The organism is Enterobacter ludwigii, assembly GCF_001750725.1.
Lineage (GTDB): Bacteria > Pseudomonadota > Gammaproteobacteria > Enterobacterales > Enterobacteriaceae > Enterobacter > Enterobacter ludwigii.
Window position 1 is genome coordinate 2,077,255 of sequence record NZ_CP017279.1, and the last position, 14,995, is coordinate 2,092,249.

A 14,995-nucleotide genomic window follows, 5' to 3' on the forward strand; every position below is an offset into this window, starting at 1 on the left:
GTCAAATACGTATTGCCTGTCCGGCACTGATTTTCGCCAGCATCTGCTGGCTTACCTGGCTAAGATCGACCACTTCGCTCACGCCACCCATATTGATGGCCTCGCGCGGCATGCCGAACACCACACAACTTGCTTCATTCTGCGCAATCGTCCAGGCGCCAGCCTGGTGCATTGCAAGCATTCCGGCGGCACCGTCGTTACCCATCCCCGTCAGGATCACCCCAACGGCGTTGCGCCCCGCATGTTTCGCCACCGAATGAAACAGCACATCCACCGACGGACGGTGCCGGTTTACCGGCGGCCCGTCATGAATTTTGATTTGATAGTTAGCGCCACTGCGCGCCAGCTCCATATGCTTGTCACCCGGTGCGATATACGCATGGCCGGGGAGTACGCGCTCACCGTCTTCCGCCTCTTTCACGCTGATCTGACACAGCTTGTTCAGACGCTCGGCGAACGAGCGGGTAAAGCCTGGTGGCATATGCTGCGTGATCAGAATACCCGGACTTGACAGCGGCAATGGCTGGAGTACATGACGAATTGCCTCTGTTCCCCCGGTTGACGCCCCAATCACCAGCAGTTTTTCTGAACTGAGTAAAGGACCGGCCTTCAGCGTTACCGGTGCATCCATCGGTTTGTGCGCGGCAAGCTTCGCACGTGACGCGGTGCGGATCTTCTCGGCGATCATTTCGCTGTACGCCAGCATCCCTTCACGAATGCCAAGCTGAGGTTTGGTGACAAAATCCACCGCCCCTAACTCCAGCGCACGCAGGGTAATTTCAGATCCTTTTCCGGTCAGGGATGAGACCATCACCACCGGCATGGGCCGCAGGCGCATCAATTTTTCCAGGAAATCAATGCCATCCATGCGCGGCATTTCGACATCCAGCGTTAACACGTCGGGGTTATATTTTTTAATTAAATCCCGCGCTACCAGCGGATCAGGCGCTGTCGCCACCATCTCCATGTCGCTGTGGCTATTGATAATTTCAGTCATGATCTGGCGCATCAGCGCAGAATCGTCGACAGACAACACCCTGATTTTACTCATGCTTTTTCCTTACTCAGCGCATATACCGTTTGCCCACGCAGGCTAAACTCACGCACGAGGTTGCTGAAGTTTTCCGAGTGCCCGGCAAACAGTAAACCGTCAGGCTTGAGCAACGGAACAAACCGACGCAGAATGTCCTGTTGCGTCGTTTTATCAAAATAGATCATGACGTTACGGCAAAAAATGGCGTCGAATGGCCCCGGCACGTTGTACTGCTTATCCAGCAGGTTAACGGGCGCGAATTCGACACAGTTCGCCAGCTCCTGGCGCACGCGCACCAGGCCTTCATGCGGGCCGGTTCCGCGCATGAAGTAACGCTGCAACTGCTGAGGTGACAGCGTTTTCAGCTCATCCTGGCGATACACGCCGTTGCGTGCCTTTTCCAGCACTTCGGTATCAATATCACTGGCGTAGACTTTCCAGCGTCCATGCGCCATACCCAGCGTGTCGGCAAGGGTGATCGCCAGCGAGTACGGCTCTTCCCCGGTTGAGGCGGCCGCACTCCAGACGCGATACTCCCCGCTGCGGCGACGCGCGTGCTCCGCCAGGACTGGGAAGTGGTGAGCTTCACGGAAAAATGCGGTCAGGTTGGTGGTTAACGAGTTAATAAAAGCCTGCCACTCTGCGCTGTTCTGGTTCGCTTCGAGCATGCTCAGATAGCGACCAAAATCGTCCAGCCCCAGCGTACGCAAGCGCCGCACCAGACGGTTGTAGACCATGTCTCGCTTATGATCGGCAAGCACAATCCCCGCACGCTGGTAGATTAACTGACATATCCGACGAAAATGCGCGTCGGACAGCGCGAGGCGCTGTGTCATCTGCAACAGTAATGACGTTTGCCCTGGGGGCATTGGTGATGTCATAGCGCCTTCTTAATTACATTCAGGATACAACTGGCACGGCCTGCGACCGCCCGACTTCTGTTACTGCTTCAACGTGCTCTTTCACATTAAATACCGCGACCAGCCCGGTCAGATGATCCGCCTGGCTGGCCAGCTGATCGGTTGCCGCTGCCGCTTCCTCCACTAACGAGGCGTTTTGTTGCGTGACCTGATCCATCTGGCTTACCGCCTGGGCCACCTGCTCAATTCCGCGACGCTGTTCATCGGACGCAGAAGCAATCTCGCCCATGATGTCGTTAACCCGCGTAACGGAGGTGACGATTTCGTGCATGGTTTTCGCCGCCGTGTCCACCAGGGCAGAGCCTTGCTGGACGCGAGAGACGGACTCTTCAATCAGTCCTTTAATTTCTTTCGCGGCGTTGGCGCTGCGGCTCGCCAGATTACGGACTTCACCGGCCACAACCGCAAAACCACGCCCCTGCTCACCGGCGCGTGCCGCTTCAACGGCCGCGTTCAGCGCCAGAATGTTGGTCTGGAACGCAATACCGTCAATCACGCTGATGATGTCGCCAATTTTCTGTGAACTGGCGGCAATGTCCTGCATGGTACTGGCCACGTGAGAGGCCTGATCGCCCCCTTTCTTCGCCGTCATCGCCGCCTGTCTGGACAGGTCAGACGCCTGACGCGCGTTATCCGCGTTCTGGCTTACCGTCGCGGTGAGCTGCTCCATGCTGGCAGCCGTTTGCGCCAGCGAAGCTGCCTGCTGCTCGGTGCGCGACGAGAGATCGTTATTGCCTGCCGCAATCTCCGAGATCCCGGTGTGCATGGCATAACTGCCCTGTCGCACATCGGAGACCGTTTCCCGCAGGGCGCCCTGCATCGCCTTCAGGCTGGCAAAAATCGCCGAAATTTCGTTCTTGCCGTACACCGCCACCGGACGCGCCAGGTTACCCTTCGCAATACTGTCGAAGTGGCTGCTGACGATCGCCAGCGGTTGCACAATCATTCTGCGCGACCAGTACAGGGCACCGCCGGTCAGCAGCACCGCCAGAATCACCACCACGGCAAAAATCACGCCTGACATATGGTAGTTTTTACGGCTGTCATTCCCGGCGCGTTGGACAAACTGGTTAATGTTCTGCTGCCAGGCATTAAAGCTCGCATCAAACGCCGCCTGGGACGCCTGGACCGGCGCGGTCATAAAGTCCGAGAGCTGGTTGTTCTCAAGCCAGGTCGCCTGGTGATCCAGGTCGCTGTGCCACTGATCAAAACGCTTCTTCATGGCGACTTTCAGCGCTTTCACTTCCGCGCTGCCGGCGTCCTGTGCCGCGAAGGCGTTAAACTGCGCGTCAGCCAGCTTCAGGCTGTCGCGCGCGGTCACCATCAACGCCTTGATGTCATCCGGCGGATAACTCAGGGCGGTTAAGGTTCCCGCTTTGTTCAGCGCCGTGCTTGCCTGCAACAGTACGGCGCGCGTCTGTGCCACGGCGGCGCGCTGCTGGTTACTCGCCTCAACTTCCTGCAAATTCTGATAGCCATCGCGAAACGCCCAAAAAGACAACCCGTTACTGCCAACCTGCAACACACCGCAAAGGATCAGAATCAAAAACAGTGTGGTCGAGATACGAATACGATTTAACATCCACGCTCCCATCATGCGGCAAGCAGCCGCGGTTTAAATGTCAGTCAAAATGTTTCCCAGTTTTCATGTCCGGTCGTCGCTGCAGGTTTACGGGTCGCTGCCGCTGCTGCGGCAGGCGCGAGATACGTTGCTTGCGGGGTGACCGTGTTTCCAGCGAGTGAAGCGAGACGAAACGCCGAGACGGCCATCTTCAGACGGCTTGCCTGGTCTTCCAGCGCAGCGGCCGCCGCAGCGGACTCCTGCACCAGCGCGGCGTTTTGTTGTGTCACGCGATCCATTTCCGATACCGCCAGAGCGACCTGATCGATACCACGACTCTGCTCATCAGACGCAGAGGCGATTTCACCCATGATGTCCGTTACGCGGGTAACGGCATTCACGATGTCATTCATGGTTTCCCCTGCGCTTTCTACCAGCACGGAGCCGGTATCGACGCGGGAAACGGAGTCTTCAATCAGGGCCTTGATCTCTTTCGCCGCGTTGGCACTGCGGCTGGCAAGGTTGCGCACTTCCCCGGCCACCACGGCAAACCCGCGACCCTGCTCGCCCGCACGTGCGGCTTCAACGGCAGCGTTGAGGGCGAGGATATTGGTCTGGAAAGCGATGCCGTCGATAACGCTAATGATGTCGGCGATTTTTTTCGAACTGTCGGCAATTTCGTGCATGGTTTTCACCACGCCGTCCACCACGCGACCGCCTCGCTGCGCCGTTTCGGACGCGCTTTCCGCCAGCTGTGAGGCCTGACGGGCGTTGTCCGCGTTCTGCTTCACGGTCGCGGTAAGTTGCTCCATGCTGGCGGCGGTCTCTTCGAGCGCCGACGCCTGCTGTTCGGTGCGCGACGACAGATCGTTGTTGCCCATCGCAATTTCGCTGGTACCGGTATAAATGGCTTCCGATCCGTTACGCACGTTGGCGACGGTCTCAATTAGCGAGCGCTGCATATGATCAACGCTGTTTGCCAGCTCGGTAATTTCATTGCGCCCGGAGACGGTCAGCGTTTTGGTCAGGTCACCACCGGCAATCTCGCGAATGTGGGCAATGACGCGACCGAGAGGATTAAGCAGGATGTGGCGAATGCCGTACCACACGCCCACCAGCACGATGACCAGCGCCAGCGCCATGACGGCCATCTGCCATTTGGCAAAGCGGTAATCATTCTGGCTTTGCGTAAAGGCCGAGTGATACAGGTCGCCACTGGCTTTGGCGTATTCCCCGAGTGCCGCACCAAGGGCGTTTTGCATCCCCTGGGTAGGTTGCGCGAAATACGCGTCCATGTTGCCGCTTTCCAGGAACTGAATAAGCTCCGTCAGACCGGCATAGTAGGCGTTGTACTTTTCATCGATATTCTGGCTCACCTGCGCCATGGCAGGCTGTGGCGTGATTTTCTTAAAGGCGTCGTAGTGTTTCGCGGCGTCAGCAAGGGTCGCCCGCGCATTTTTCAGCAATTCCGTTTTCGCACTGCTCTGCTGATTATTTGGATCCATCATCATGCGGGCGGAAGAGCGGCTCAGGTTGATACGCGTTTGCAGCATCAGATCCCACGTCGACGTCAGTTCACTCTGCTGTACGCGGAGATCGTTCGAGGCGGCGAAACTGTCCTGGTTTTGTTTAAGTGACGAGAAAAAAAGCCCGCCGGAGGTAAGCTGAAGAAGTGCGAAAATGACCAGCACCATCATAAGCATTGTGACAACGCGGATACGGTTCAACATACAACACCTTCTCATAGATTTATTAACGGTGTTATCGGCACTGACTACAGGAACTTTACATTTGAGAAAGGGAAAAGCGCGGGGTTAAAACGCAACGTCAACGATCAGCGTATCGGTATAGGTGCCGGCAGGCGGCGTAGACTGGCTGGTAAGGACTTTGGCAGTGTAGTTGTAGGTTCGCAATAAACCGTCGGTACTGACCTGCGAGGAGGTTGCGCTGGTCCAGCGCTCGGTACCGCTGCCACCCCAACGGTTGGTCGTGGCTTCTTTATAAATGTCGTAACTCATGTAGTTACTGCCGCTCACCATGCGGCGAACGTTATTCAGCGCGTTGGCACCATTATTAATTCCGATAGTGTAAGTGCTTCCTTTGGTACAGGTGACGGCAATCGCCTGCGAGACAGTGGGGAAACTTTGCACCAGCGGCGCACTGTTGAAGTTGACGTCCGGCGTGGTCATGGCGCTGCAGTCGTTGGTAACGGTCATGTTGAGAAGAATACTGGTGGTCGCCGTGCCTGTCTGGGGAACGGTGCAAAGGCCCAGCACGCCCACGGAACAGACGCTGTAGTTGATGCTGAAGGTGAGCAGCACCTGATAGGGCCCGGCCGTGACGTTTTGTCCGGCAACGGTGCGGAAATAAAGCGGAATGCTGTACTGTTTTGACCCCAGTAATCCCAGCAGGGTGTTGCCGCTCCAGGTATAAGCTTTGCTGATTTGCACTTCGCTGTTGCTCGAACACCCCGTTAACCCGCACAACCGGGTGGGGATCACATCCGTGATGGCCGCATTGTCGGTGCGTTTCATGGTGGCACGGCTGTTGCCTGAAACCGACGCGGCGGTGTAGTTCAGCGTCACCGAGTCGTTGGTCAGAAGATTGAGCACAGCGTCGCATGCCACGATCAGCCTGCCGGTGGTTTCGACCTCCCCGGTTCCGCTGAGCGCGAACGAGGTGACGCTACCAAATGACGCATTTACCGTACTGACGGTACACGCCGCCCAGCCGCCGCCGGAAAACAGCAGCAGTATCAACAGCAGTAAGCGCTTCACCGTTCCTCCCGGCAAATCAGCGGTCCGTATGTCTGCAGCTTATGTTCCGGGTTGGCCCCCACGGTCAGCGTGGCCGAGCAGTGTTTTCCGTCTGGCGTAATCACCTCAAGCGGGTTCACATCGCTGAGATTTTCCAGCCAGGCGATGCCGTCATACCCCACCACCGCATTGTTGCGCGAGGCGCGTCGAACCTGGCTTCCCACCGGGATAGCCTGCCCCTGCTTGTCATGCAGAATGACGCTTGCCACCCGCTCCTGCTCCATCGGGAAATCGACCAGATAACCGCTGTGGCGGCGAATAGCGATCCGCCGCTCTGTCTCTTTCAGCCGGGTATCCGCGGGCAGATTCAGGGTATCAATGCGATAACTAGCCGGGTAATAAGCCGATACCCCGCTGACCAGCAGGTAGCCGTTATTGTTCGTTTTGCCGACCGGCTGGTTCTCATAGCTGACGGGAACGTCCGGGTGACCGTCGGTGCTGATCACCACAAACGCATCGTTGATTTTATTTGCCGCAAATAGCTCGCCGTCCATCAGCACAACCGCGCCCATCGCCTCTCCCCACCAGGTCATCATGCCCCTTTCGCCATAACCACCGCCCTGAAGTTCGATGTTGTTATTGCGCCAGCCCAGTGTTCCCTGCTGATAATCATTGGCTTTCGACTGGTTGGCCCATGCCATGTTCCAGCTAAAGCCACCGTCGGAAGGCATGGAGTGGTTGTAGTTGATACGCTGCGTGCTGCCGGCATCTGGCGTGTTTTCATAGGTTACGGCGGCACTGTCACGCTCTCCCAGCGGCACCTGAAGCGACATGGCCACCGTCCAGTCTCCCCGCTGCTGATCGCGGCTTGCAGCCAGATAAATACTGCTCGCCCCCCACAGATTGCGGCTCCAGGAGAGATTCAGCAGTTCGGTTTTTTGGTTGTCAAAGCTCTCCACGCCGATCCAGGCAGCACCGAGACTGCCATATTCGCCCAGGTTAAAGGTGAGAGAATACTGGTCGGTGTTGCGACTAAAACTGGCGATGGGCCGGTCATTTTCGTCATAGACCGTCGGTTGGTCGTAGAGGGCGAGGTTGCCAAAGTCGCGATCGCGCCGCGTATGCTGTGTCGCTACACTAAATTCACTGGTACTGTACTGATAGCCCCAGTTGATTTGCCCGCCATTATCTCCGCGCATGCGGCTTTGAGAATACGCGGTATTCACGACGCCAAACCGACCCAATTTAACCACCGTCCCCATCCCGCCCAGCGCCAGCGCTTCTGCCCCTTCGGCATGGCCCTCCAGCGTCAACCAGTCCGTAATGCCATAGCGATACGACCCACTACCCGCCGCCGGGCCGTAGTCAAAATTCTTGATGCCGTAATTACGCCGCAGGCTGCCGAGCGTCACCGCCCCGTCGCTCAGGCCTTGTTTCAGCAATTCGCTGGTGACGTAAAACGGCAGCGTGGTACTCACCTGGCGGCCCAGCGCATCGGTGGTGACCAGTACCGCGTCCCCTGCTCCGTTGATATAGGGCAGATTGGTCAGGGTGAACGGTCCCGGCTGAAGCTGGGTCGAGCCGGAACGATAGCCATTGATAAAGAGATCCACCGAGGTGGGAACCGCCGCTTCGCCCGAGAACTCTGGGAGTGGCCAGGTCACGAGGTCAGGACGCAGGGAGAAATCCCGCCCGTAGCTGATCCCGCCCATGCGCACACTGGTGCTCCAGCTCAGGGCATCGCTGATCACATCCCCGGCGGTCCAGGTCGTTGCCTCGTCCTCGTTCGTCATCAGAAGCGTCGTGTCATAGCGCACATACCCTTCCTGCTGACCGTCGTTTCCGGTGAAATTTTCCCGGGCATAGCCGGTTGAAGAAAAGGAGCCGTTCTCATTGAAGTAGCGGAATTCATGCCAGAGCGAGGCCTGTCCGCCGACATGTTCCGTATGGTTGGTGTAGAGATCGTAATTGAGCAGCGCTCCACGCCCGAAGTGTGGTTTGCTTTGTGACATTTGTCCGCTGAAAGGGGTCACGCGTGAGGCGACCCAGTCGGCCGGAACGCCCAGCAGCAGACGCTGCGCGGCGCTGTCGTACTCTACGCGCACCTGCGGCAGGGTAGAAAGGTTTACGTCTCCGGCAGGCACATGCTCCGGCGGAAGCCCTGCCCGCAGCAGGTCGGCGCTGGAAATAAAGAATGCCCCCTCGCGTTGCGTCACGGGCACCACCATACCGGTGTCGTAGTGATTCAACACAATCGAGAGCTGAAAGACCGCTTCGCCGTTCAACGCCTGAGCCTGCGGCGGCGGCGGTAAACTGTCATCGCCGGGCTCAGCCCAGGTGCTGGTACTGACGCAGAGCAGGATCATCATCGCCGGTTTCAGTTGACGGGCGTCGACTGCCATCGCGTATCCCTGGCATTAATTTGCGCGCTCAGCCGGTCTGGCTGACCTATTCCGGCCGGGATTGACCAGGTGCGGGTGCTGCCCGCAAGAACATACCCGAGTAATCCGTCTGCAACCGTCCGCTTCTGCCCGCCCTGCTCCAGCGCCACCTGGCTGAGTTTGACGTGCACATCCCCCTGATTACGGACCTCCAGGGCAGGATGTCCCTTCTCCTGCGTCACCCGCCAGCTCAGATTTTTGGTCTCCACCAGCGCATGATGTGCCCCCTCTTTGAGGGTCGGGATTCCCTGTCCATAAACGAACAAAGGAATGGAGTAGCGCATTTGCAATTTCAGGCCAATGGCCGGCTCGGCTTTGGCATCCGGCTGGGGGATTTCATCCACAATAATGCGGTAGGCCTGTTCGACGCCGAGCGGCACCGTACCCTGCTTAATCAGACGAATAAGCTGCTTACTGCCTTTGCCAATGGTGACGATGGGCGGGCTGGCCACCACGTCCTGCTGTGCGGAGTAGCGTTCATAACCGCCCTCCTGCTTCCAGCGCACAATGCGGACCTGCATTGTCGTTGCGCTGTTCCCCTGATTCTGGATCCATAATTCAGTGGCTTTGGCATCCGCTGACAGCCACGGATCGATGGGCCACAACAGAATGGTTGCCGCCGCCTGCGCCTGGCCTGTCGCCGCAGCCATTCCCCCCAACAAACTCACCAGACAAAGGTGTCTGAAAAATGGCTTCATCGACTGTCTCCCTTTATCACCATGACAAGGTCACGGTGAGTTGATCAGAATACGTTCCTGCCGGGCTAAACCCGGTCAGCAGCGCCACGCCAAAAAGCGGCAGCGCAATGTTATTACTGTTGGTATAGGTCACCGGTATTGCCTGATTGACGCCAATTTCGCTGTTCGCCGCCAGCGAACTGCTGCTGTAAAGGCGATATCCCACCACTTCCGTTCCCCCTGAGCGCTTCATACGCCGAACGGAGGAGTAATTCTGTCCGCCGTTAATGCTCATACTCAGCGCCACGCCGGGCGTGCAGGCGATGGACAAGGCCCCGTTAGGCACAAAACTGGTGCTCACCGGGGCACTTTCCACCCCGTTGTGGGTACCGAAATCGAGCGTACCGAAAACTCCTCCGCTGCCCGTGGATACCGCGCACCCGGGCACAATGGTCGCGCTGACCTTAAATGACTGGGACGTCACAGCACCCGCCGCAGGCACCAGCATCAGGCAGACGATCAGCGCGTACAAAGGGTGCACGATCCCCTCCGCGCTGTTGCGCAGACGCAAAATGGATGCCTTCATGGCTGCGTGAAACTAGTAGGTGACGCTGACGTTAATCGTGTCGGTGTAGGTACCCGGAACGACCGTAACGCTGTTACCGCCCCCGGTAATGCGCCCGTAAAGTGTGTAACTGTCGATGCCCCCGGCGGTTGACGCTATTGGCAGTGCCGCGTTGTTGGCAACGACGTTGTTAAATCCGCTGTCGCTATACAGGCTGTAAGCCACCCCCTGTGCAGCATTGGTGGTGTTGACCAGATAGCGCGCAGGCGTGCCTGGCGTCCCCACAACGGTACCCGGCGCGGTGGAGTTGGTATTCCCGGTGATCGCCACCGTATAGCTGGCGGTCGTACATTGAATGGTGAACGTGTTACCGCCGCTGGCACCGGTCAGCTGCGTCGTCAGGGTGGAAAACGTTGCGGGATGGGTGCCGAAATCCAGGGTCCCGAAGTTAATGCCATTTTGCGTGGGCGAGCCGTTTATCAGACAACCGTTCGTCAGGGTTAACGTCGCGCCAATAGTACCGCTGCTGGTCACCGCCAGCGCCTGTTGGGCTGTTGTCGCCGTCAGCAACGTGCCTGCACAGATCAAAAGGAGTTTTCTTTTCATTTACCACCCTCCAGAAGACATTTCCGTTCGCTTGCCACATTTTATTTTTGCTGTTCAAGATGTTAGCCCCACTTAACGTTCCTCTTCCGGGGGTTATTGAGAATTTAGTTTATGGATACCGCTTCGACCACCCGCGCCGCGGAGGGCAAGACTAATGGCTTATTGACTGAATATTTATTTATAAAACAGGATGTTAATACTTTGTAAATGCCTTATTTCTCGTATACGCAGAGGATATATCCATTGAAATGTGATCTGCATCACAATATATCGTCGAGGCGTTAACAACAAAATTAATAAAAATTAAAAACTAGTTGTATCTCCCTCCGCTTTACTTCAATTTATGTGCCGAATAATTTCCTGCGTCGTAATAAAAAATCTATATACATCGGCGCAGACGGCAACCAAAGCGCATAGAGGGTCTTTTTTCGTGGCAAGTGCAAACAAACTCACACTCTTCATCGTGATATTCATGCTGGCGGGTATTCTTTCAGGGGCGGCGATTCATGAGTATGCCTCTGCGGATGCTATCAAAGCATGGTCGGATAACATCACGCTGCTGACCGATATTTTCCTGCGTCTGATTAAAATGGTTATTGCGCCACTGGTCTTCAGCACGCTGACCGTGGGCATTATGAAACTGGGTGAAACCTCCACCATTGGTCGCGTGGGCGGCAAAGCGATGGTGTGGTTTATTAGCTCATCCGTGCTTTCCATTCTGGTGGGACTGTTTATCGTCACGCTGGAGCGTCCGGGCAGCGGCCTGAACCTGGCTATCCCGAAAGAGGCGGTAGACACCGGCCTTGCGGTGGGGGGGATGACGCTGAAAGCGTTCTTGTCCCATACCATTCCGACCAGTATCGCCGGTGCGATGGCGAACAATGAAATCCTGCAGATTGTGGTGTTCTCTATGTTCTTCGGCATCGCCGGCGCGTCGCTGGGGCAAAAATTCAATGCCCCGCTGGTGGCCGCGCTGGATGTGGTCTCCCATATCATGCTGAAGGTGACGGGTTACGTGATGTACGTCGCCCCGCTGGCCATTTTCGCCGCCATCTCATCTGTGATTGCCACTCAGGGTCTGGGCATTCTGCTGAACTACGCCTCCTTTATTGGCGGCTACTACGTGGCAATCCTTCTCACCTGCATGGTGCTGCTGGCCGTCGGCTATATGGTGCTGAAGAAAGAGGTGTTCCGCCTGGTCAGCATGCTGAAGGACCCAGTGCTGGTGGCGTTTACCACCAGCAGCTCAGAAGCGGCGTATCCAAAAACGCTGGAACAGCTTGAGCGTTTTGGTTGCTCGCGCAATATCGCCTCTTTCGTTCTGCCAATCGGTTACTCCTTTAACCTGGTGGGCTCTATGGTGTATTGCTCTTTCGCCTCGATGTTTATCGCCCAGGCGTACAATATTCACCTGAGCTTCACCGAAGTGACCGTGCTGATGCTGACGCTGATGCTGGCTTCAAAAGGGATTGCGGGGGTGCCTCGTTCGTCGCTGGTGGTGCTGGCGGCAACCATCCCGAGTTTCAATATTCCGGTGGCGGGTATTTTGCTGCTGATGGGGATCGATCATTTCCTGGATATGGGACGTTCAGCGATTAACGTGCTGGGTAACGGTATTGCGACTGCGATGCTGTCGCAAAATGAAGGGGCGCGTGAAGCGGAGACTGAGCTGGTAGAGCAGGAAGCGTAACGGGTTGGCCGAATGGTTTCGTTCACCTTAAGGCCAGCAGAAAATACTACGCCTGCAGTAAGTGAATAAGATAAGGGGGCTGCAATAGCCCCCTTAATACGTTCACCGCAGCGGGCGAATCAGATAACCGAAATGCCCGACTGAACGAAACGGTTCCACGAAAGCCTCACAGAACCGTTTAGAGAAACATTACGCCACGTGATTCGTCGCGATATCCAGCAGCGCCATCTCATCACTGTTCAGCAGCTTCTCAATATTCACCAGAATCAGCATACGTTCACCCAGTGCTCCCAGCCCCGTCAGATACTCGGTAGACAGCGTGACCGCAAACTCCGGCGCCGGACGGATTTGATCGGACGTCAGAGACAGCACATCAGATACGCCATCCACCACGATCCCAACCACGCGCTGCCCCAGATTCAGGACAATCACCACGGTGTTCTCGTTATAGTCCACGTCGCCCTGGCTGAACTTCACGCGCAGGTCAACGATAGGTACAATCACGCCGCGCAGGTTGGTGACACCTTTAATAAAGGCAGGCGTGTTCGCGATGCGGGTAACCTGGTCGTAACCACGAATTTCCTGCACTTTCAGGATATCGATGCCGTACTCCTCATCGCCTAAAGTGAATACCAGGAATTCCTGCCCTGATGGCTCGCCCGCCAGTTTCGTTACATTACTCATACCGGTCATGTTATTACCTTCTACTTAATCAGGCGGCTGTGTACGCCACACGTTGTTCACGATTTAATCCCTGAAGCGCCGACACATCAACGATCAGCGCCACGCTACCGTCACCCAGAATAGTGGCGGCAGAAATACCTGGCACTTTGCGGTAGTTGCTTTCGAGGTTCTTCACGACCACCTGGTGCTGGCCAATCAGCTGATCAACCAGCAGCGCGTAGCGGCGACCCGCACTTTGCAGGATCACCACGATCCCCTGCGTGGCCTCGGTTTTCGCGCCATCCACTTCGAACACTTTCCACAATTCGACCAGCGGCAGGTACTCACCGCGCACTTCAAGAACGCGCTCGCCACCCGCCAGCGGATGCAGATCTTCTTCACGCGGCTGCAGCGATTCCATCACCGCGTTCAGCGGCAGAATAAAGACTTCGTCCGCCACTTTCACCGACATGCCGTCGAGGATTGCCAGCGTCAGCGGCAGCAGGATACGAATGGTGGTGCCGGAACCTTGTTTAGACTTGATCTCAACGTGGCCGCCCATCTCCTGAATGTTACGCTTCACCACGTCCATTCCCACGCCGCGGCCGGAAACGTCCGTCACCTGCTCTGCGGTCGAGAAGCCTGGCGCGAAGATCAGCATGCCCACTTCTTCGTCAGTCATGTTTTCGTTGACCGCCATTCCCTGCGAAATGGCTTTCGCCAGAATGCGCTCACGGTTCAGGCCCGCACCGTCATCGGTCACTTCGATGCAGATGTTCCCGCCCTGGTGTTCGGCGGAGAGGATCAGATTCCCGACCGGGGATTTTCCGGCGGCAATGCGGTTTTCCGGCAGTTCGATACCGTGGTCGAGGCTGTTACGCACCAGGTGCGTTAACGGGTCGATAATGCGTTCGATCAGGCTTTTATCCAGTTCGGTGGAGCTGCCCATCAGCGTCAGTTCAATCTGTTTATTCAGTTTGCTGGCCAGGTCACGCACCAGACGCGGGAAGCGGCTGAAGACATATTCCATCGGCATCATACGAATGGACATCACCGATTCCTGCAGGTCGCGGGCATTACGTTGCAACTGCCCCATGCTGGTAATCAGATCGCCGTGGGTCACCGGATCCAGTTCGTTAGACCGCTGTGCCAGCATCGACTGGGTAATCACCAGTTCACCCACCAGGTTAATCAGCTGGTCAACTTTCTCGACGGCGACGCGGATGCTGGTGGATTCACTGGAACGCGCGGCCGGTTTGTCACCACGGCCTGGCGCGCCGGCATCTTTTGGCACCGCTTTCAATACCGGCGCCGCAGGCGCAACGGCAGGTGCAGCCGCCTGAGGATCAACCGCCACCTCTTCCACTGCCGCTGGCACGTCAACCGCCGCCGTTTCGGTTTCAAACGCGATCTGGTCGGCTTCGATAACAAAGCACAGGACCGCCACGATATCGTCCTGGCTGATCCCCTCTTCCAGCGTCGCACTCAGGCTGTCTTTGCCTTTCACCACGTTGCTTAATTTCGCCAGGTTACTCAGCTCTTCTTCAAGAAGGTCAACTTCGTTCTCTTTGAGGCGTGACAGCACCACGCGCACTTTACTCGCAGCGGCGGCCGGGGCCGCCTCTTGTGCGGTAACGGCATCGACAACGCTCAGTTTGGCTGCCGGAACAACGGCTGCGGCTGCGTCACCTTTGGCTTCCAGCGCGAGCTGGCGCAGCGCATTGCAGATGTATTCAAAGCTGGCTGCATCAGGCTCTGCCGAGCTTTTATAGGCGTCGAGCTGTTCCTGCATAATATCTTTGGTTTCCAAAAACAGGTTGATAATGTCGGTATTGAGCTGCATTTCACCGCGTCGTGCTTCATCCAGCAGGTTTTCCATTAAATGGGTCGTTTCCTGCAGGATGGTAAATCCAAACGTTCCGGCTCCGCCTTTAATCGAGTGCGCCGCACGGAAGATGGCATTGAGCTGCTCGGAGTCCGGTGCTTCAGGCACCAAATCCAGCAAGTGTTGCTCCATATCGGCCAACAATTCGTCGGCTTCATCAAAGAATGTCTGGTAAAAATCGCTAATATCCATGCTCAC

12 protein-coding genes are annotated in these 14,995 nt (G+C 56.7%); 1 reads left to right on the plus strand and 11 read right to left on the minus strand.

Features of this window, described 5'->3' with window-relative positions; translation table 11 throughout:
- Position 1 precedes the first annotated feature (1 nt).
- From BH714_RS09785 to BH714_RS09825, 9 genes are all read right to left on the minus strand, one after another.
- Positions 2-1,051, minus strand: a complete 1,050-nt coding sequence (locus tag BH714_RS09785) for a protein-glutamate methylesterase/protein-glutamine glutaminase (protein ID WP_014170663.1) — start codon at positions 1,049-1,051, stop codon at positions 2-4.
- Positions 1,048-1,914 carry a protein-glutamate O-methyltransferase CheR gene (cheR, locus tag BH714_RS09790; protein WP_040017798.1) on the minus strand — a complete coding sequence of 289 codons (867 nt, stop codon included), beginning with the start codon at positions 1,912-1,914 and terminating at the stop codon, positions 1,048-1,050. The genes BH714_RS09785 and cheR overlap by 4 nt, the downstream gene beginning before the upstream one ends.
- Positions 1,915-1,933: 19 nt before the next feature.
- Positions 1,934-3,535, minus strand: a complete 1,602-nt coding sequence (tap, locus tag BH714_RS09795; RefSeq protein WP_032680769.1) for a methyl-accepting chemotaxis protein IV — start codon at positions 3,533-3,535, stop codon at positions 1,934-1,936.
- 44 nt (positions 3,536-3,579) lie between these two features.
- The gene (gene tar, locus BH714_RS09800) at positions 3,580-5,244 is read right to left on the minus strand and encodes a methyl-accepting chemotaxis protein II (protein WP_020883382.1); all 1,665 of its coding nucleotides are present in this window, start codon (positions 5,242-5,244) and stop codon (positions 3,580-3,582) included.
- Positions 5,245-5,328: 84 nt separating this feature from the next.
- Positions 5,329-6,291, minus strand: a complete 963-nt coding sequence (locus BH714_RS09805) for a Csu type fimbrial protein (RefSeq protein ID WP_040017802.1) — start codon at positions 6,289-6,291, stop codon at positions 5,329-5,331.
- Positions 6,288-8,672, minus strand: coding sequence for a fimbria/pilus outer membrane usher protein (locus BH714_RS09810; protein ID WP_040017803.1), 2,385 nt, complete (start codon positions 8,670-8,672; stop codon positions 6,288-6,290). The genes BH714_RS09805 and BH714_RS09810 overlap by 4 nt, the downstream gene beginning before the upstream one ends.
- Positions 8,648-9,409 (minus strand): fimbrial biogenesis chaperone, encoded by a 762-nt coding sequence (locus BH714_RS09815; RefSeq protein ID WP_040017804.1) that lies wholly within the window; start codon positions 9,407-9,409, stop codon positions 8,648-8,650. The genes BH714_RS09810 and BH714_RS09815 overlap by 25 nt, the downstream gene beginning before the upstream one ends.
- Before the next feature lie 16 nt (positions 9,410-9,425).
- Positions 9,426-9,974 carry a Csu type fimbrial protein gene (locus BH714_RS09820; RefSeq protein ID WP_025203836.1) on the minus strand — a complete coding sequence of 183 codons (549 nt, stop codon included), beginning with the start codon at positions 9,972-9,974 and terminating at the stop codon, positions 9,426-9,428.
- 12 nt (positions 9,975-9,986) lie between these two features.
- Positions 9,987-10,559, minus strand: a complete 573-nt coding sequence (locus BH714_RS09825) for a Csu type fimbrial protein (protein ID WP_020883378.1) — start codon at positions 10,557-10,559, stop codon at positions 9,987-9,989.
- 430 nt (positions 10,560-10,989) lie between these two features.
- On the opposite strand from BH714_RS09825, the gene BH714_RS09830 reads away from it, so the two are divergent.
- Positions 10,990-12,249: a dicarboxylate/amino acid:cation symporter gene (locus BH714_RS09830; RefSeq protein WP_025203835.1), complete on the plus strand. Its 1,260-nt coding sequence runs from the start codon at positions 10,990-10,992 to the stop codon at positions 12,247-12,249.
- 189 nt (positions 12,250-12,438) lie between these two features.
- Here the strand turns inward: BH714_RS09830 and cheW are convergent, their stop codons facing one another.
- Positions 12,439-12,942, minus strand: coding sequence for a chemotaxis protein CheW (cheW, locus tag BH714_RS09835; RefSeq protein WP_020883376.1), 504 nt, complete (start codon positions 12,940-12,942; stop codon positions 12,439-12,441).
- Between the two features lie 19 nt (positions 12,943-12,961).
- Positions 12,962-14,995: a chemotaxis protein CheA gene (gene cheA / locus BH714_RS09840; protein WP_040017805.1), complete on the minus strand. Its 2,034-nt coding sequence runs from the start codon at positions 14,993-14,995 to the stop codon at positions 12,962-12,964.

Excerpts from the sequence above, each read along its gene's own strand:
- BH714_RS09815 (WP_040017804.1), bottom strand. The coding sequence starts at position 9,409 with ATGAAGCCATTTTTCAGACACCTTTGTCTGGTGAGTTTGTTGGGGGGA.
- tar (WP_020883382.1), bottom strand. The coding sequence starts at position 5,244 with ATGTTGAACCGTATCCGCGTTGTCACAATGCTTATGATGGTGCTGGTC.
- BH714_RS09810 (WP_040017803.1), bottom strand. The coding sequence starts at position 8,672 with ATGGCAGTCGACGCCCGTCAACTGAAACCGGCGATGATGATCCTGCTC.
- BH714_RS09820 (WP_025203836.1), bottom strand. The coding sequence starts at position 9,974 with ATGAAGGCATCCATTTTGCGTCTGCGCAACAGCGCGGAGGGGATCGTG.
- BH714_RS09785 (WP_014170663.1), bottom strand. The coding sequence starts at position 1,051 with ATGAGTAAAATCAGGGTGTTGTCTGTCGACGATTCTGCGCTGATGCGC.
- BH714_RS09825 (WP_020883378.1), bottom strand. The coding sequence starts at position 10,559 with ATGAAAAGAAAACTCCTTTTGATCTGTGCAGGCACGTTGCTGACGGCG.
- tap (WP_032680769.1), bottom strand. The coding sequence starts at position 3,535 with ATGTTAAATCGTATTCGTATCTCGACCACACTGTTTTTGATTCTGATC.
- cheW (WP_020883376.1), bottom strand. The coding sequence starts at position 12,942 with ATGACCGGTATGAGTAATGTAACGAAACTGGCGGGCGAGCCATCAGGG.
- cheR (WP_040017798.1), bottom strand. The coding sequence starts at position 1,914 with ATGACATCACCAATGCCCCCAGGGCAAACGTCATTACTGTTGCAGATG.